Origin of the sequence: Aeromonas sp. 600948 (assembly GCF_049174875.1) — a bacterium.
GTDB lineage: Bacteria > Pseudomonadota > Gammaproteobacteria > Enterobacterales > Aeromonadaceae > Aeromonas > Aeromonas veronii_A.
Map to the genome: position 1 here is coordinate 60920 of NZ_JAAKTY010000019.1, position 18193 is coordinate 79112.

Genomic DNA, 18193 nt, shown 5'->3' on the forward strand with positions numbered 1-18193 from the left:
AGCAAGGGCTGGCCAGTCGGGGTGGTTGTCACAGAGATCAGAAGCGGTAGGTACCGGTCAGACTCAGCTGACGGGGTGTGCCCGGCATGATCTGGTTGGCACTGGTGGCGCTGACGAAGTACTCGTGGTCGGTCAGGTTTTCGGCGCTCAGCTCGGCTTCCCACTGTTGCCAGCGATAACCGACGCGCGCATCGAAGCGGGCGTAACCGGGCAGTGTGGTGGTGTTGGCGTTGTCGGCGAAGCGATCGCCCACCGCCGTTACGCCGGTTTCACCGAACCAGCCCTGCTCGCCACTCTTGTAGCCGAGATAGAGCTGGCCATTCTGACGGGAGACGTTCATCGGGCGCTTGCCCTGCAGATCCGCATCCGCCTTGACCTGCTCGGCATCCTGAATAGCGAAGCCGCCACGCAGGTAGATCTCTTCGGTCAGCTCGGCGCGCGCGCTCAGCTCGACACCCTCGGTGCGCTGCAGGCCGGTGAGGATCACCTTGGTGGGATCCAGCGGATCCTTGGTGCGCTTGTTGTACATCTCCAGTCGATAGAGGGAGAGGGTGGTCGCCAGCTTGCCGTTCAGCCAGTCACTCTTCACGCCACCTTCGTAGAGGCGGGTGTGCTGGGGTTCCAGCCCGTTGTTCTTGTCGCCCGGGGTGATGCCGATCAGCTCGCCGCCCACCGGGGTGAAGGTCTTGCTGTAGGAGGTATAGAAGGCGTGATCCTCGAGGGGATTCCACACCAGACCGAGGCGCGGGCTCAGGCTGTTGACCGAGACGCTCTCCTCCTTGTTGAGGTCGTAGCGGCGACTGGTGACGGTGAAGTCGTCACGGCGCAGCCCGCCAACCAGATGCCAGTCACCCAGGCTGAGCTGATCCTGCAGATAGAGGCCATTGCCGCGCACCTTGTGTTTGGCGTCGCTGGAGAGCTTCATGGCGCCATTGTAGGTAGGCAGTGAGCCCGGGTCGTAGAGGTTGCCGGACGGGATGGCGGTGGCGTTCTGGTAGAGCTTGGGTGTGCGCTCCTGCCAGTTCTGCTCGAAGCCGACCAGCAGGCGATGTTCCACCGGGCCGGTCTGGAACAGACCTTCGGCCTCGGTGTTGCTGATCAGGTTCTTCGCTTTGAGATCCTGCTGCCAGCGGGAGCGGGTCACCTGATCCCCTTTGACGCTGGTGACATAGGTGTTGTCAAACTGGCTGTCGAGGGTGGAGTAACCGAGCTGCTGGCGCAACTGCCACTGATCGTTGATATCCCAGGAGAGGCGTGAGCGGGTGGATTGTGCCACGTCATCGATGAAGTCGCGGCTGGTATCGCTGTAGACATACTCTCGCGGCACATCGGCCGGACGGCCATTGACCCCGGGAATGCCGCGATCCGGGGTGCGGTCATGTTCGTTGCGCTCGTACTGCACCAGCCAGTTGAGGTTGTCGCTGATCTCCCAGTTGGCGGTGGGGGCCAGCAGGGTGCGCTTGCTCTTCACGTCGTTGCGGAAGCTATCTTTGTCCTCTTGCGCCATGTTGAGGCGCAGTTGCACCTGCTCACTCGCCTCGCCATTGAGGTCGGCGGCCAGTCGCTGACTGTCAAAGCTGCCGACCCGGGCGGTGACGCTGGACTCCTGCCCTTTCTGTGGCTTCTTACTGATCCGGTTGACGATGCCCCCCGTGCTGCCACGGCCGTAGAGCACGGCAGCCGGGCCCTTGAGCACTTCCACCCGCTCGATGTTGCCGAGATCCCGGGTGTACTGCATGTCGTCGCGGAACCCGTCGAGATAGAAGTCGTTGCTGGCGCTGAAGCCGCGGATATTGACCCCATCGAAGCGGGTATCACCGCTGGCGTTGACCCCGGGAATGCCGCTCAGGGCTTCACTCAGCGTTGGTTGGCCGAAGGCGGTCAGCTCGCTGACCTTGACGCTGTCGATGGTCTGGGGAACCAGCTTGGCTGGTGTATTGGTACGGGTTGCGGTGGCAACTTCCTGATGCTGGGATCGTTTGCCAACCACAGTCATGGTTTCATCGGCGGCCTGGGCAGTGAAGCCGGTGCCCAACAGTGCCAGCGAGACCAGCGTTCTGCGAAAGTGAGGGTGCTGCATATTCAATATTGACTCTTTGGATGTCGACCTGACGGCTCGAACATATTGATTTAATTATAATTAGCCTGACCCGCCAAAGCGGGATGCCAATGATATTGATTTTCATTTGTCTGGCAAGGTGAAAATGGAGAGGAGTATTGGAGGCGGGTTGTGCGGTTGGGGGAGCTCGGCTGAAAAGCAGAGCCATTGCAGCAAACCGCGAGAACGAAGAGAGGGAAAAAGGGCGTAGCGGAAGAGAAAGAGACGAAACGTGAAGAGGTATCTGGCCCGATAGGACGGGCCGGATATCGGACTCAGTGGGTGCGCAGCAGTCGGCGGGCGAGGGGCAGGGCCGCCAGCAGGCGATAGGCCAGCAGAGACGCTCCCAGCAGCAGCGGTACCTTGGCGATCTCCCACAGGATGGATGCGCCCTGCGGGCCGAACACGAAGAGCCAGACCACCAGCATCATGTGCAGGCAGTAGATCCCGAGCACTTTGGGTGCCTGGCGCTCAAGCCAGCTGCCCTTGCCCCACTCGGGGTTGGCCAGCAGCAGGCCAAACAGGCCGATAGCCCAGGGAAGGGAGCCAAGCAGGAAGTCGTGGCGGGTGAGCGGCACTGCGGCAAAGTGCTGCAGCGCCCAGGCTTCACAGCCATAGAGCGTCACCCCAGCCAGCAGCAGTTGCCAGCCGGTGCGGGCATCGGGCTGCCACTGACGCTGGCGCAGCAGGGCACCAAGCGCCACAAACAGCAGGGAGAAGAAGGGGCCGTTACGGGTGAGCAGTGGCCACTCGGCGCCCAGCAGCGGCTTGGCATAGGAGCCCCCCAGCAGCGCCAGCAGGTAGAGGCCAAGACCCAGCCAGAGGGCGAGCGCTGGTCTGCCAAGGCGGTAGCAGAGTGCCAGCAGGGTCACCGCCATGATCAGGGCTGGCAGGAACCAGAGGTGGATCATGCCGCCCACCAGCCAGCCATTGAGGGGGTCGCCGAGCTGGAATTGCCACTGCCCGCGCAGGGAGGCCAGATAGCCTTGCTGCACGGCAGCAAGCGGATTGAACGGCACTAGCAGGTAGACCAGACTCCACACCAGCCAGAGCATCAGCAAGGGGCGGCAGTAGCGCCAGGCCACGGTCAGCGGCGCTTCGCGGCTTAGTCTCGGCTGCAGAAAGTAACCGGCACAGAGGAAAAACAGCGGCACGGCAAAGCGGCATAACTGGTTGATTGTGCCGCTCAGCCAGAGCCAGGATCCGCTTCCCCACAGGGCGGGATTGAACGGATTGGCGAAGGGGGATACGTGAATGGTCATCACGGCCAGAATGGCCAGTACCCGCCCGCACTCGATACTGGAAATACGCATGGTGGCTCGTCGCTACAGGGGTTGTGATGGCACGCTAAAATTCTTGCCGAAAACTTACAACCAATTGATTCTATTAGTGTGAATCACGCTGTTGAGTAGTTACGTTTTGTAACGGGATGGCGGAAGGTGTTACCTGTAACGGGAGCAAGCTCCCGTTTTTAGGCGCGCTCATGCAGATAAAAAAAGCGAGGCGGGCGCCTCGCTTGGTTGGGGATCTCGAGCTTACTGGTGAGTTAGCATGTTGTTCTGGTTGGCTGCCAGGGTGGTTCTGCCCGAGCTCTCCAGCCAGGTTTTGATCCGCTTGGCGTCGGCGACCCGATCGTTGGTGGTCTCGGCATTGAGCAGCACCATGATCACCGGCTCACGATTGACCTTGGTGCCCAGCACCAGACAGCGGCCCGCTTCGCGGATATAGCCGGTCTTGGAGAGGGTGAACTCCCATTGCCCTTCGCGGATCAGCCGGTTGGAGTTGAGGTAGTGCAGCTGGCGCTTGTTGGTGCGCACATAGCTCTGCTCGTCGGTGGAGTACTGGCGGATCAGCGGATAGGAGGCGGCTGCGGCGGCGAGCTTGGCGAGATCCTGCGCGGTGGAGACATTGCGCGGGTTGAGCCCGGTGCTGTCGGCGTAGCGGGTATTCCACATCCCCAGCATGCGGGCCTTGGCATTCATCGCCTCGACGAAGGCGCGCTGGCCGCCGGGATAGTGGCGGGCCAGCGCCGAGGCGGCGCGGTTTTCAGAGGACATCAGGGCGATATGGAGCATTTCGGCGCGGCTGAGCCTGGAACCGATGGCCAGGCGCGAGCCGGTTCCCTTGATGCGGTCGATGTCGGCATTGGTCACGGTGAGCATTTCGTTGAGGCGCAGGTTGGCATCCAGCACTACCAGCGCCGTCATCAGCTTGGTGAGTGAGGCGATGGGCATGACCCGGTTGCCGTTGCGCTCGGAGATCACCTCGCCGGTTCTGTGGTTGGCCACCACGAAAGCGGCCGAGCTGAGGTTGGGCACATCCCGTCGCTCGAGAAAGCCGCTGCTGCTCTTGCTGCTGGCGGAAAAGGGGTTGGCATGGGCACTGTCCATAGTGGCCGGCAGCATTACTGCGCCAAGCAACAGGGGAAGGAGGGAACGCATCATCATGATCAGCTCTACCGGACGAAATACAGGGATATCTCGCTAAGTTATATGTCGTGAACTGGCGCTTCACAATCATTCTCACCTTGATATTGATAATTTACGGCGTTGAGCGCGCTCTGATGGCGAGGAGAGCGTAAAAGAGGTCTCCATGGAGTCTTTTTTTTGCATTGAAACTATGGGCTGGCCGTGATGGCGAGCGGAAGCCGGCGCTAAAAAAATCGGGACCAGAACGGTCCCGATTGGCATGGAGCATTGCTTATCGTTTAGTGGGCATCTTCCTGCTTTATCTTGAAGCGCATGGCGATCACCACGAACAGCAGCGGGCCAATGATGGTCCAGACGCCGGTGGAGATATCGCCGGAGATAAAGGGGGCGACCACGGTAAAGACGTTGCCGAAGGCGACCAGGATCAGGCTGATGATGGTAGCCAGCAGCACGGAACCCGCGCTCTTGAAGAAGATCAGGTCCTTGCCCAGCGCCGGGTTGTTGCGATAGCGATACCAGGCGTAGATGAGGAACATGTAGGGCAGGGTCATGCCGACGTTGGTCATGGTGATGATCAGCTCATAGAGGGCGGCGGCCCCTTCCGGGTTGATCAGGGTAAAGATGGACTTGGCGGCAATGAACAGACAGACCACCCAGGCTTGCACCTTGAGGGCTTCAATCCGCACGCCATTCTCGTTCTCGCGTTGGAAACGCTCCGGCCAGAAGTAACTCGGGGTGCCGGTGATGAACTGGCGCAGTGGCGCGTATGAGAGGGCGATAAAGGCGCCCAGATAGCTCAGGAACATGCCAAGGCCAGCAAAGCGCATGAACACCTGTCCCAGCCACTCGCCACCGAGATGGCGCCCCAGCTCCAGCATGATGATGAAGAGGGCGGAGAGAGAGGTGATCCCCTCGGCCGGGAAGTCGCTCCAGCGCATGATGGAGCCGACCGCCAGAAAGCCGATGATGTAGCAGAGCACGATGAAGGCGCCGGAGAGGAAGATGCCGCGTTTGAGGTCACGCTCCGGATCTTCCAGCTCGTCAGCCACCCCGGCCATCGCCTCGACCCCGCCGTAGGCGAAGATGGCGAATACCATGAAGCCGAGGAAGGGGATGATGTCGTTGAATGCGGCATTGGGAGAGGCTGCCAGTGATGCCTGGGTGAGGGGCTCCTGCAGGGTCATGCCGCTCACCGCGAAGGTGAAGACGCCACCGACCAGCAGCAACACGTTGAGTGCCACCACGGAGAGACCGCCGATGGCCGCCACTTTGGCGAAGCGGGCGCTACCCAGGGTGATGAGCTTGGTGACGGTGGCAACCAGCGCGATGGCGACCACACCCAGAATAAAGGGGCCAAAGTCGATGCCGGTACCCAGGGTGACCGGGATGACGGTGATGTCGCGGCCAAACAGCATGAAGGAGAGGGGCACCCACATAGAGAGCGCCTTGCCAAACATCCAGATGACGTAGGAGGCGAACCACATGGTCAGCCCGATAAAGGCGAATCGGGTCGAGACCGAGTGGCGCATCCAGGTAAAGATGCCGCCCGCCTCTTTGCGAAAGCCGGTGCCGAATTCGATCATCATCAAAATGAACGGGATGAAGAAGAACAGTCCGCCGATCACGAACATCGGAATGGCGGCATATCCCATTCGGTAAAAACCGATCCCGATATTAGTGACGCCAAATACCGATGTTAATATCATCAATATAAAGGCGCCCAACTTCAGCTTTTTTGCTGACATATTAAAAACTCCCTGATGGTGCTGGATTTAAAATAATCAAAAATTAAACAGACGAAACCGGACCCATTAATAACGCGGTAGCGCCATGCCATCCTGCTGTGGCGGGCGCGATCGGGTCATCTCTGACCGGGCTGGCTTACCCGTCAGGCGGTCAATGAATGTATGGGCGGAGCGGCATGGTCTGTGCCATGCGCGGTATTGGTCAGCGTTGCCGAAAATTAACTGTGAACGATTTTATCATTAATGCTGCTTGGCAGGTAAGTTTCCCAAATGAAGCTGTGGTTGAAATAAACAGACCTGCCAGTTAATTGATACGTTGCGGATGTAAACATTTACGCCCGGGCCGACACTTATTTCCATTATTGGTATTCGGCATATTTGGCGGAGTGAATTACGCCATCCTGTCAGATAAATCTGCACCAATGGCGACAGCGCTTATCCTCCCAGCCGGGTCAGCAGCACGCCGCCGGTGATAATGGCCGCCGCCGTCAGCCGCATGCGCCCGAGCGGCTCTTTCAGCAGCCAGACCGAGAGCAGCATGGCAAACAGCACACTGCTTTCGCGCAGAGCCGCGACCACGCCAATGGGGGCTTGGGTCATGGCCCAGATAACAATCCCGTAGGCGAGCAGTGACATGGCACCTCCTGCCATTCCCGCCATCGCATGGCGACGGATCTGGCGCCATGCGTTGCGTTTCTGGTGGACGATCAGCACCAGCAGCATCGCCAGCCCGGTGCAGGCAAAGAGCCAGAGTGTGTAGCGTACCGGTTCACCCCCTGCGCGGGCGCCGGCTCCATCCGAGAGGGTATAGGTCGCCGTAAACATGGCCGTGATCAGGGCCGCCCGAACTGCCTTGCTGTCAAGGCGCTGCTGCCCACCTCGCCTGGCCATCAGCAAGACCCCCATGATCAGCACGCAGGCGCCGATGATGCCGCCGTAACCGGGGTAGTCCCCCAGCAATATGGCACTTAACGCCATGGCGAGCAGCGGGGCACTGCCACGGGCCAGCGGATAGATCTGGCCAAAATCGCCCTGATTGTAGGCATGGCTGAGAAACAGGCAGTAACCGATATGGAGCAGGACTGAGAGGCCGAGCCAGGGCAGCTCGGCAGCAGAGGGAAGCCCCATGGGCAGCAGCGCCACGGCGGCGATAAGCCCTGAAAAGATCGCCACCAGTGACACCCCCACCAGCCGCTCTTCGCCAATTTTGACCAGCGCATTCCAGCTGGCGTGAAGCAGGGCTGCCAGCAGAACGGCAAAAAAGACGGTGGTGCTCATGGGAAAAGGCTCTCGGGCTATGGGGGTCAACAGCATACCCGCCTGGAGCCTGATTGGCCGAGATCTTTATCAAGGCTTCGGTTTTTCGGGGTTCTTCTCCTGCTTGGTGGTGCTGCCCAGTTGCCCCAGCACCAGTTTGGGGTGGGGATCGGTCTGCAGCGGAATATCCTGCAACTGCGTTCCCTGCTGGTGGCGATGGATGATTACTGCGGCCATCTTGCCCAGCGCCTCGTAGCTGCTGATGGTGCCAACGCTGCAGCCGTGCTCGACGAACAGCTCTGCACTGCAGATGGTAGGGATAGCAGCTGCGTTGAGTGCATTCAGCAAACGGGGGGCGATGGAGAGCAGATAGCTGTCTGCGGCCAGAAAGACGATGTCGTTTTTGGCATCCTGTTGCAGCCGCTTCAACTCGTTCTCCAGTCGCTTTGGATCCGGTGCTATACGCCAGGTTGCGACTTGCCATTGGTAACCTTTGGCCGCGTTGATCAGCATGTCGGCCACCAGCAGGGTGTTTTGCTCCCGCGGGTTGAAGGGTAGCAGCAGCCGCTTATCCGATGGGAGGTACTTGCTGGCATTGGCCAGTTGCAGCGCCATCGGCACCATATTGCTTACCCCGGCGACCATGCTGTTCTGAGCCTTGTCCTCAGAGAGAAAACCTGCCCCGACAGGATCTGAAACCACATTGAATATCATGGGCTTGCGATTGGCGACCAAACTCTTTGTCATGGTGGTGGCTGTGGTACCGAAGGTGTAGATGTAGTCGTATTCGGCCAGTTTCGGCAGCATCTGCTGACGTAGCATGGTCGCCAGCGCCGTGCGATCCTGATTGGCATTGTAGACGGTGATGGTGGTCTGATAGCCAAGTCGGGTCAGTTCGGCCCGAAAGCCCGCCTCGGCGGCGGTTTCGCCACGCCACAGTACCATGGCGATATTGAGGGCGTGAGCGGGAAGAGCCAGCAGCAAGAGCAGGACGAAAAGCAGCCTGACCATGATCATCTCTCCGGCGATACATCTACTGTTGAGCCTAGGCCAGTTTGTGGTTTTCTGAGCAACAGCGACGAAAAAGCGCGATGGCAAGCCATCGCGCTTTGGGTATCAGAAAACCTCGATTAGAAGTCGTAGCGAGCAGCCAGCTGGAAGTCATCCTTGTTGGCGGTCGCTTTGCCGGCAACGCTGTCCAGATTGTTGATGCGGTACTCGCCAATCACCCGCAGGTTCTTGTTGAACTTGTACTGGGCTCCCAGGGTGTAGTAATCCACATTGTCTTTCTTGGTGCCAGCCTTGTCCTGCTCCTGTTTGTTCCACAGCGCCATCAGACCGAAGCCATTCTCGAAGTTGTAGCCCAGCGCGGCTTCCCAACCGGTGTGATCGGTGCCGGTCGCCAGGAAGTCGCTGCCATCGGCATAACTCAGGGCGGCGTAGGCGGCCTTGTTGTCAAACTTGGCGGAGATCAGCCACAGTTTTGCATCTTCTTCACCGCTCTTGTCGCGCAGGCCGACGTTATAGGCGGTACCCAGCGACAGGTTGAAAGGGAAGGTATAGGCCACGGCTGCTCCGTAGGCCGCGTCGCTATCCTTGCTGGTAGTCTCTTCGGTGTCACCACCGTCGAACTTGTAGCTGGTGTCGAGCTGGAAGCCATTGAACAGGCCGGAGTATTTCAGTACGGAACCGGCGCGGTTGGTGGCGAAGGTGTCGGTTTTTGCACCCAGCGCTTCGTTACCGTAGCCGTCGGAGAGGGAGACATCAGTCCAGTCCGCCAGGAAACCCGGGGCACCTTTCTGGCGGCCGAAGGTCACTGTACCCCAGTCAGCGCCCACACCGGCAAAGGCCAGACGGGTGCGCAGGTTGTCGGAGCTCTCGCTGATGGTCTTCTCGCTGTCGTTGATGTACATCTGCACTTCGTACTGGGCCAGCGCCTTCAGACCGCTCTGGATCTGGGTCTCGGCCTTGGCACCGAAGCGGACAAACTGGTTAGCCCCTTGCTTGGCGCTGTAATCCTTGGTGCCATTCGGGTTGGCGGTATCGACGTTTTCTTTCTTGTCGCCGAAGAATTGACCGGCGTAGATGCGGCCATACAGGTCCAGCATGGCGGTATCATTTTTATACACCTCAACGGCTTGCGCCTGGAAGGCGGCGGTCAGAGCCAGTGCCACTACAGTCAGCTTTTTCATCTTAATCCCTTGTGTTGCAAGCTTTTGTTTTGAAGACGGGGCCATCCTAGGGAAGATGCATGACAGCGGGGTGACAACTGGATGAAGAGTCGATGGCAATTGGGTTGCAATTGGATGAATTGGCTACATTTATGCACCTGGCAGCTACTTTTGTGCGCAAAGGTTTGCCCTTGTGGTAGAATGCCGCCCGTTTTCGAGCTCCATAGGTTGGATATGCGATGAGACGTGAACTGGCAATCGAGTTTTCCCGAGTGACGGAAGCGGCTGCACTGGCTGGCTACAAGTGGCTCGGACGTGGTGACAAGAATATCGCTGATGGGGCGGCCGTAGCGGCCATGCGCCACATTCTCAACCAGATCGAGATCGATGGTGAGATTGTGATCGGCGAAGGTGAAATTGATGAAGCGCCGATGCTCTATATCGGCGAGAAGGTCGGTACCGGACACGGCGACGCGGTGGATATCGCGGTCGATCCCATCGAGGGTACCCGCATGACCGCCATGGGTCAGGCCAACGCGCTGGCCGTGCTGGCGGTGGGCGACAAGGGTTCTTTCCTGAAAGCACCTGACATGTACATGGAAAAGCTGATCGTCGGGCCCAAGGCCAAAGGCGCCATCGACCTGGATCAGGCTCTCGAGCTGAACCTGAAGTCCGTGGCCAAGGCGCTGGGCAAGCCGCTCTCCCGTTTGACTGTCATTACCCTGGCCAAGCCGCGTCATGACAAGGCAATCAAGGAGATGCAGGGTCTGGGCGTGCGGGTGTTCGCCATTCCTGATGGTGACGTTGCCGCCTCCATCCTCACCTGTCTGCCGGACAGCGAAGTCGACATGCTTTATGGCATCGGCGGCGCACCGGAAGGGGTGATCTCCGCGGCGGTGATCCGCGCGCTGGATGGCGACATGCAGGCCCGTCTGGTGCCGCGTCACCGGGTCAAGGGCGACAGCCCGGAAGTGCGTGCGCTGGGCGAGCAGGAAATTGCCCGCTGCGAAGCGCTGGGCATCGACGTCAACAAGGTGCTCAAGCTGGAAGATATGGCGAAGAATGACAACGTCATCTTCTCCGCCACCGGCATCACCAAGGGTGATTTGCTGGATGGCATCACCAGCGATGGCGTGATGGCGACCACCGAGACTCTGTTGATCCGTGGTAAATCCCGTACCATTCGTCGTATCAAGTCGATCCATTACCTGGAGCGCAAAGACAGCGTGGTACGTGACATCATCCTGTGATGATGGCTCGCTGAACCGGCTGTGTTGTTTGAAGCCCGATCGCCCGTGCGGTCGGGCTTTTTCTTGTGCGCCAGCTACGTTTGTGCCGCCGCTTCGGCTATGGTGGTTCAGACCGTCTCAAAGGAGTGGAGTCTATGGAGTGTCGTAGTGGCTGCGCGGCCTGTTGCATCGCCCCCAGTATCAGCAGTGCCATTCCCGGTATGCCAGATGGCAAACCGGCAGGTGTCCCCTGTATCCAGCTCGATAGCGCCCTTGGCTGCAAGATTTTCGGTCAACCGGAGCGGCCAGCGGTGTGCGGCGGTTTTCGCCCCATGATGGATGTGTGCGGCAGCCATCGCGCCGAGGCTATCTGGCTGATCGGCGAGCTGGAACGGCTCACCACCTGACGAGGGCAGGGCGAAGAGATAAAAAAAGAGGCCGCATCATGCGGCCTCTCGCGTTTCTATTTGCCGGGGATCAGATCCCCGCCAGTTCCAGTGCCTGACGATAGTACTCGTTGGCCTTGTTGGTGAGGCGGCGCTTGTCCATCAGCTGGCCGAGGGCGTGATAGGCGGCGGCGCTCGGCGCCCGCTCCACCTCCTGCTCCAGCAGCTTCTGGGCATCGTCCAGTTGACCGGCCAGCAGATAGAGCTGGGCCAGTGCGGTGTCCACCTCCGGTTGCCCCTGCTGCTTTTGCAACAGCGCCAGCAGCGGCTGATAGCTGTCGAGTTTCAGCTTGGGTAGGCGAGCCAGCAGCTGCGGCATCGGCTGTTTGCGCAGCGCCTCCTGCCACAGGGTGGCGGCCTCGCCGTCGGCGCCCAGCTGGCGCAGCAGATCGCCGTAGCAGGCCAGCAGCTCTGGCTCAAGGCGCAGCTTGCGCGGCAGATCCTGCCACACCGCCTTGAGGGTCTCGAGGCTGCTGGCAGCCTGTTGCAGGCGACCAGACCAGGCCTGTTGCAGCAGCTCTTCTTCCTGTTTCGGGGTCAGCTTGCCTACCTTGTGCAGTGCCGGGATCAGGTCGCACAGAGCGCTCCAGTTCTGACGGGCCAGATGCACCTGGCGCAGCTGATCCAGCACCATGGGGTGGCGCGGGTTGAGGGCGTAGACCGACTCCAGCATCGCCAGCGCCGTGTCGTACTGGCCCTGCTCGATCTGCAGCTGGGTCTGGGTCAGGGTGAGCGCCAGCTCGGCCTTGGGATTCTCCTCCTGCGCTTTTTGCAGGTATTGATCCCGGCGGGCGTCGTCACCACGGGCCTGTGCCGCCTTGGCGGCGCTCAGGTAGTTGAGCAGCGGGGTGTCGCTGTTGCTGGCCCCCTTGATCATCAGCTTTTCAGCCTGACTGTAGTGCCCTTCGGCCATCGCCAGGGTGGCGGCGACGGTCTGCTGATTGGCCTTGCGGCGGCGGCGCGAGCCGTACCAGCCGAGGGTCTTGCGGCGCAGGCCGAATACCCGGCCCAGCAGCCACTCGACGATCAGCAGGGCGCCGTAGAACAGCACGGCCAGGATCACCGCGCTGGTGACGGAAGATTCGATGGTGTAATTGCCAAGGGCAATCAGCACATAGCCCTTGTTGCCGGAGGCTTGCGGGCCAAAGATCAGCCCTGCGACCATCACGGCGACCAGAATGATTATACGGATCATGGTGCCCTCCTCAGCTGCTGGCCAGAATGCGTTGCAGGCGTTCGGTCAGCACCTGCTCCAGCATGGCCTGGGTCTTGAACTGGGCCGGATAGTCGATCTGGATCTGCTCACCCTTGAGCTTGTCGATCTCGCCCTGCATGTAGCGGGTGGCGCTGTTGTCGGTGTCGAAATATTGGGTCAGCCAGCGCTGGGCCTTGTCCAGGCTGTCTTCGTAGAGCGCCTGCTGCTCGCGATAGACGGAGAGCTGGGCCTGCAATAGCTTGGTTTTGAGGTTTTCACGCAGGAAGATCTCCTGCTGCGGCGAGAGCAGCGCCTCGACCGCGCCATCGCGGCGACGGATGGTGACGAAGTTCTCGGTGAACTTGACCCAGTTCTTCTTCAGGTTGCTCTCCCACTCGTCGGGATTGGCGCTGACCGCCTGATCCGGCTCGGCCTTGGCTTCCGGCATGCTGACGGTGGAGAGGGGCAGCAGCTCGATCTGGTCGGACAGTGCCGCCAGCTTGAGGGTCAGCCCCTCGCGGTCGATGCGCGGCATCCCCTTGAGCTTGGCGATATCCTCGGCCAGCGCCTTGCGGATCGGCATCAGGCTGGGGTCGTTGAGGGCGGCGATGCGCTCGTCAGCGTTGCCGAGCAAGGTGATGGCGGAGACGAGGTCATGTTCCAGCCACAGTTTGCGGCCCGCCATTCGTACCAGATATTCGGATTCGGCCAGCATCCAGTCGTTGGGGCGCTTGTCATTCAGGTCCAGTACCCGGTTCTGCAGACCCTGCATCTCCCCCTGCAGCCGCTGCTGGGTTTGATCCAGCGCGGCCAGCTGCTCGGCATCCTTGCTGCTGGTCTGGTCGATCTTGCTCAGGGCGCTCGCCAGCTGTTGCTTGAGCTGGGCCAGTTCAGCCTGCTGGGCAACGGCGTTCTTGTGGCCGTGCAGATAGAGACCGCCGGTCAGGCCAAGGGCCAGCAGGATGGCGACCCCTCCCAGTACGGCACCGGAGCGGCTCTTGCTGCCATTGACCGCAGCGGTCGGCTGGGGTTTGACCTGGGATTCTTGTTGTTCTGTCATTCCATCTTCCTCAGTTCCAGTGCGGCCGTCAGGGCCTGGTTGGATGCACCTTGGGCAATCGTGATATGGATAAAGCCCGCAGCACTGGCCATCTCGGCCACGCGCGGGCTGGGGACCACCAGCAGGCGGTCAAAAAGCCAGGGCCGCTGGTGGTCGGGAACCAGCTCCAGCAGCCGTTGCAGCAGTTCACCACTGGTAATGAGCAGGCTGTCCAGCCCCGCTGCCTGCCAGTGGCGGGTCAATGTCTCCCCGTCTAGCTCGGGGTAGTGGCGTTCATAGGCCGCACAATAGTGCACCAGAGCACCGCGTGAGGCCAGTGTGCTGGCGATGAGATCCCGCCCGCCATTGCCGCGCAGGATCAGTACCCGTTTGCCTGCTACCTGCTGCAGGGCGGGCAGGGCCAGCAGCCCTTCGCTGCGCGGGTCATCCGGGCAGCTCGCCGTGATGCCGATGGCTGCAAACGCATCTGTGCTGGCCTGACCCACCGCAAAGTACTCAATATGTGGCCAGGTCTGACCAGTTTGCAACAGAAAATCGTGTGCAAAATGAACGGCATGGATGCTGACGGCGATAACCACGTCGGCACTGCGCAGCAGGTCGGGCAGGAGAGGGAGTTCGCTGCCCGCCACGGTTTCCAGCAGCGGGCAGCAGAGTGGTGCATGGCCGTGCTGGCGCAACAACTGCACCAGTTCGGCGGCCTGGGCGGCCGGACGCACCACCAGCGGGGTCATGCGCGGTAGACCTCGGCGAGGATCTCGTCGGCACCGGCGGCCAGCAGGCGCTGGGCCAGTTGCTCGCCGAGGGCCTCACCATCGGCCAGCGGGCCGCGGATCTCGTCATGGATTACCTGGCTGCCATCCGGGCTACCCACCAGACCGCGCAGCCAGATCTGCTCGCCTTCGACCAGTGCGTAGGCACCGATAGGCACCTGACATCCCCCTTGCAGGGCGCGATTCATGGCGCGTTCGGTCAGCACCCGGGCGCGGGTCTCGGCGTGCTCCAGCGGCGCCAGCAGGGCGTGAAGCTCAACATCGTCGAGGCGACATTCGATACCGACGGCACCCTGACCGTTGGCGGGCAGGCTCTGCTCCGGCTCGATAAAGGCGGTGATGCGGTGCGCCATCTCCAGTCGTTTCAGACCGGCGGCGGCGAGGATGATGGCGTCGTACTCACCGGCATCCAGCTTGGCGAGGCGGGTGTTGACGTTGCCACGCAGGTCGCGGATCACCAAATCCGGGCGCGCCGCGCGCAACTGGCACTGGCGGCGCAGGCTGGAGGTGCCGACCACGGCCCCTTGCGGCAGTTCGGCAATAGCCTTGAAACGGTTGGAAACGAAGGCGTCGCGGGGATCTTCCCGCTCGCAGATAGTGTGCAGACCAAGTCCCTCGGGGAACTCCACCGGCACGTCTTTCATGGAGTGAACGGCGATATCGGCCCGCCCTTCCAGCATGGCGGTCTCCAGCTCCTTGACGAACAACCCCTTGCCACCGACCTTGGCCAGCGGGGTATCGAGGATCTTGTCACCCTGAGTGCTCATGGGCACCAGTTCGACCTGCAACTGCGGGTGCAGGGCTTCGAGCCGGTCTTTGACAAAGTTGGCCTGCCACAGGGCCAGAGGGCTCTTGCGAGTGGCAATTTTCAGGGTTCGGGCTGCCATATCAATCAGTTGTTTCATTTTTAGAAGGAAATCGATATTACCACCCTTTGCCCGGGCTTTCATGGCGGAGCCGGCAAAAGCGGGGCCAAGCTCAAAAATGCATGCTGAAAATGATTTTCATTAAGCAAGCGGCCTTGATTAATTCATTGAATGCATTGGAATTTAATGATTTCCCCTGATACTTGATGTGGTCATACCAGAAATAATCTGACGTTTAGCTGAAGGCTTGTTTACCACCGCTGTTTGCATTGTTAACATGATCACACTTTTTTGACGTATCCCTCTTTTGGTGCGTCATTTTCACTTAGGTGATAGGCAGGGCATTGCAGGAACACATCGATACGCTGGTTGCGCGTTATGACGACATTACCCGTCTCAAGACGCAACGGGCGTTAGGTCTCATGAGTCGCTACGGGCAGCAGGTATTCCAACTGCTGCCCGTCATGCTGCACTTCAATCACCCCCTGCTCCCCGGTTATGTCTCCGGTGATGTTCCTCATGGCATCTGGAGCTTCAGCGCCAGCGCCGAGCAGCAAGCCTTTATCGATGACCTCTGTCGCAACGCCAACTGTCAGAGCGGCCTAGCAACCCATGATCGAGCCATTCAGGGGCTCTACTCCATGGGCAGCACCTCCTCCATCGGCCAGTGCTGTCACTCCGATCTCGATATCTGGGTTTGCCACGTGGCTGGCTTGTCGCAGGAGCGGCTCGATCTGCTGGAGCTGAAGTGCCAGCAACTCTCCAAGTGGGCCGAACAGCGCGGGGTCGATCTCAACTTCTTCCTGATCCCGGAAGACAAGTTCCGCCAGACCAACGATGCCCAGATGCTGGGGGAGAGCTGCGGCAGTGCCCAGCACCTGCTGTTGCTCGACGAGTTCTACCGCAGTGCCATGCGTATCGCGGGCAAACGCTTGATCTGGTATCTGGTGCCCACCGAATGTGATGATCACTACGATGAGTATGTGAACGAGCTGTTCGAGAGCGGCAAGCTCAAACAGGATGATTGGCTTGATCTCGGCAGTTTTGACCGTATTCCGGCGGAGGAGTATTTCGGCTCTGCCCTGTGGCAGCTCTACAAGGGGATCGACTCTCCCTATAAGGCGGTGCTCAAGTCTGTGTTGATGGAGGCTTACTCCCACGAGTACCCCAACACCCGTTTGCTCTCGATGATCAGCCGTGACTGGTTTCAGCACAACGAGGGGATGCACTACCGGCTCGACAACTACTGCCTGATGCTGGACAAGGTCACCAACTACCTCAAGTCCATCGGCGATATGGCGCGACTCGATCTGGTGCGCCGCTGCTTCTACCTCAAGGTGTGCGACGGCCTCAGTCATCCCAAGGATGATCACTCCCCCGAGTGGCGCCGCGAGCAGATGAGCCAGCTGGTCTCCTACTGGGGTTGGAGCCAGGACAAGCTGTACCACCTCGATCACCGCCACGAGTGGAAGGTCGAGGAGGTGAAGATCGCCCATGCCGAGTTGCTGGAGGCTCTGATGCAGAGCTACCGCAATCTGATCCAGTTCGCCCGTCGCAACAACATCAGCGAGTCGATCAACCCGGAAGATATCGGCATCCTGTCGCGCAAACTCTATGCCGCATTCGAGAGCCTGCCAGGCAAGGTGCAGAGGGTGAACCTCAAGATCGCACCGGATCTGAGCGAGCCTGATCTCAGCTTCGTGCAGGTGCCGCACGGTCGCCTCAACCGTGCCGGCTGGTATCTCTACAAACATTCGCTGGAGCCGGTGGACATCATTGGCCGGGCGCCGCTCGAGTTCAACGGTTACATCAGCAAGCTGGTCTCCTGGGCCTACTTCAACGATCTGCTGACCCCCCAGTCGCGGGTGCACCTGTTCAATCAGGGCTCGGATCTGCACATCGACAATCTGCACCAGTTCTGTCGCGATCTCTCCGGCTGCTTCCCCGAGAAGTACCCGCTTGCCACCAACCTGGCCCTCAGCCGCCCGTGCGAGATCCGCCAGCTCTCCATCTTCCTCAATCTGGAGATGGACCCGACCAGCCATTGGGTCGGTCAGGTGATCGAGTTCGACGCCAACACCGTGGATGTTTTCTCGTTCGGTCGCAATCAGGAGTGTCTGGTTGGCTCGGTGGATCTGGTCTACCGCAACTCCTGGAGCGAGATCCGCACCCTGCACTTCCAGGGGGATGAAGCTGTGGTCGATGCCCTCACCACCATCCTCGGCAAGATGCATCAGGATGCCGCCGCTCCCGAGATGATCGAGGTGTTCTGCTATAGCCAGCACTTCCGTTCTCTGGTGCGCTCCCGCTTCCAGACCCTGGTGGCGGAGTGTATCGATCTGCGCCTGGCCCGCGACAAGCAGCAGCTGGTCAAGACCATGGCGCTCGGCCGTGAAAAGTACGGCATCTTCTTCGAGCGGCGCGGGGTGTCGGTGAAGAAGCTGGAAAACGCCATCGATTTTTACCGCCACATCTCCCACAACAAGCTGGATCATCTGCCGCTGCGGCTCGACAAGACCCACAGCCAGCATCTGCCGAGCATCGTCGATGCCTACGCCAGCGAAGGGCTGGTGCAGTTCTTCTTCGATACCCGTGATGCGGGCACCAACATCTATATCCTCGATGAGGCGAACCGGGTGGAGATCTACCAGCACTTTGCCGGCAACAAGGATGAGCTGGTGGCGGGGGTCAACCGCTTCTACACCTCCAATCACGAGCGGTTCAGCGATGATGGGCAGTTCATCAACTTCAACCTGCCGCAGTACTACGAGATAGTACAAGTGAATGGCGAGCTGGATGTGATCCCCTATCGCAGTCAGGGCACTCTGCGCGAACAGGTGCCACCCGCTCGGGAAGTGGGCTGACCCGTCAGTTGGAATCGCCATAAAAAACGGCCTGCAGATGCAGGCCGTTTGCTTTGCCGGAAG

Annotated in this window: 14 protein-coding genes; 3 read left to right on the forward strand and 11 right to left on the reverse strand. The window is 60.1% G+C overall.

What is annotated here, in order from left to right:
* Window positions 1-37: 37 nt before the first annotated feature.
* The 7 genes from G5182_RS15475 to G5182_RS15505 form a co-directional block, all read right to left on the reverse strand.
* Window positions 38-2080: a TonB-dependent receptor gene (locus G5182_RS15475; RefSeq protein WP_421230876.1), complete on the reverse strand. Its 2043-nt coding sequence runs from the start codon at window positions 2078-2080 to the stop codon at window positions 38-40.
* Between the two features lie 293 nt (window positions 2081-2373).
* Window positions 2374-3411, reverse strand: coding sequence for an acyltransferase (locus G5182_RS15480; protein WP_421172970.1), 1038 nt, complete (start codon window positions 3409-3411; stop codon window positions 2374-2376).
* A 222-nt stretch (window positions 3412-3633) separates the two neighbouring features.
* Window positions 3634-4545: a D-alanyl-D-alanine endopeptidase gene (gene pbpG / locus G5182_RS15485; RefSeq protein ID WP_110303977.1), complete on the reverse strand. Its 912-nt coding sequence runs from the start codon at window positions 4543-4545 to the stop codon at window positions 3634-3636.
* A gap of 260 nt (window positions 4546-4805) precedes the next feature.
* The gene (gene yjeM, locus G5182_RS15490) at window positions 4806-6272 is read right to left on the reverse strand and encodes a glutamate/gamma-aminobutyrate family transporter YjeM (RefSeq protein WP_421254514.1); all 1467 of its coding nucleotides are present in this window, start codon (window positions 6270-6272) and stop codon (window positions 4806-4808) included.
* 435 nt (window positions 6273-6707) lie between these two features.
* Complete coding sequence (locus G5182_RS15495; RefSeq protein ID WP_421254515.1) at window positions 6708-7586, reverse strand: EamA family transporter; 879 nt, start codon at window positions 7584-7586, stop codon at window positions 6708-6710.
* Between the two features lie 33 nt (window positions 7587-7619).
* Window positions 7620-8540: an ABC transporter substrate-binding protein gene (locus G5182_RS15500; protein WP_421254516.1), complete on the reverse strand. Its 921-nt coding sequence runs from the start codon at window positions 8538-8540 to the stop codon at window positions 7620-7622.
* Window positions 8541-8659: 119 nt separating this feature from the next.
* Window positions 8660-9721 (reverse strand): porin, encoded by a 1062-nt coding sequence (locus tag G5182_RS15505; RefSeq protein WP_216952723.1) that lies wholly within the window; start codon window positions 9719-9721, stop codon window positions 8660-8662.
* A 218-nt stretch (window positions 9722-9939) separates the two neighbouring features.
* Here G5182_RS15505 and glpX point away from each other — a divergent pair, with 218 nt between their 5' ends.
* Window positions 9940-10950 (forward strand): class II fructose-bisphosphatase, encoded by a 1011-nt coding sequence (gene glpX, locus G5182_RS15510; protein ID WP_005336386.1) that lies wholly within the window; start codon window positions 9940-9942, stop codon window positions 10948-10950.
* Window positions 10951-11084: 134 nt separating this feature from the next.
* Window positions 11085-11336 carry a YkgJ family cysteine cluster protein gene (locus tag G5182_RS15515; RefSeq protein WP_005336384.1) on the forward strand — a complete coding sequence of 84 codons (252 nt, stop codon included), beginning with the start codon at window positions 11085-11087 and terminating at the stop codon, window positions 11334-11336.
* A 70-nt stretch (window positions 11337-11406) separates the two neighbouring features.
* Here the strand turns inward: G5182_RS15515 and G5182_RS15520 are convergent, their stop codons facing one another.
* The 4 genes from G5182_RS15520 to hemC are packed head-to-tail and all read right to left on the reverse strand — an operon-like array spanning window position 11407 to window position 15287.
* On the reverse strand, window positions 11407-12570 hold the full coding sequence (locus tag G5182_RS15520; RefSeq protein ID WP_421249437.1) for a heme biosynthesis HemY N-terminal domain-containing protein: 1164 nt from the start codon (window positions 12568-12570) through the stop codon (window positions 11407-11409).
* Between the two features lie 10 nt (window positions 12571-12580).
* Entirely contained in the window at window positions 12581-13630 is a 1050-nt protein-coding gene (locus G5182_RS15525; RefSeq protein ID WP_005355191.1) for a uroporphyrinogen-III C-methyltransferase, read from the reverse strand.
* The gene (locus G5182_RS15530; protein ID WP_421249438.1) at window positions 13627-14361 is read right to left on the reverse strand and encodes a uroporphyrinogen-III synthase; all 735 of its coding nucleotides are present in this window, start codon (window positions 14359-14361) and stop codon (window positions 13627-13629) included. The genes G5182_RS15525 and G5182_RS15530 overlap by 4 nt, the downstream gene beginning before the upstream one ends.
* Window positions 14358-15287: a hydroxymethylbilane synthase gene (gene hemC / locus G5182_RS15535; RefSeq protein WP_421249473.1), complete on the reverse strand. Its 930-nt coding sequence runs from the start codon at window positions 15285-15287 to the stop codon at window positions 14358-14360. Before hemC ends, G5182_RS15530 begins: the two co-directional genes overlap by 4 nt.
* A 323-nt stretch (window positions 15288-15610) precedes the next feature.
* Here hemC and G5182_RS15540 point away from each other — a divergent pair, with 323 nt between their 5' ends.
* Window positions 15611-18130 carry a class I adenylate cyclase gene (locus tag G5182_RS15540; RefSeq protein ID WP_421254517.1) on the forward strand — a complete coding sequence of 840 codons (2520 nt, stop codon included), beginning with the start codon at window positions 15611-15613 and terminating at the stop codon, window positions 18128-18130.
* Window positions 18131-18193 lie beyond the last annotated feature (63 nt).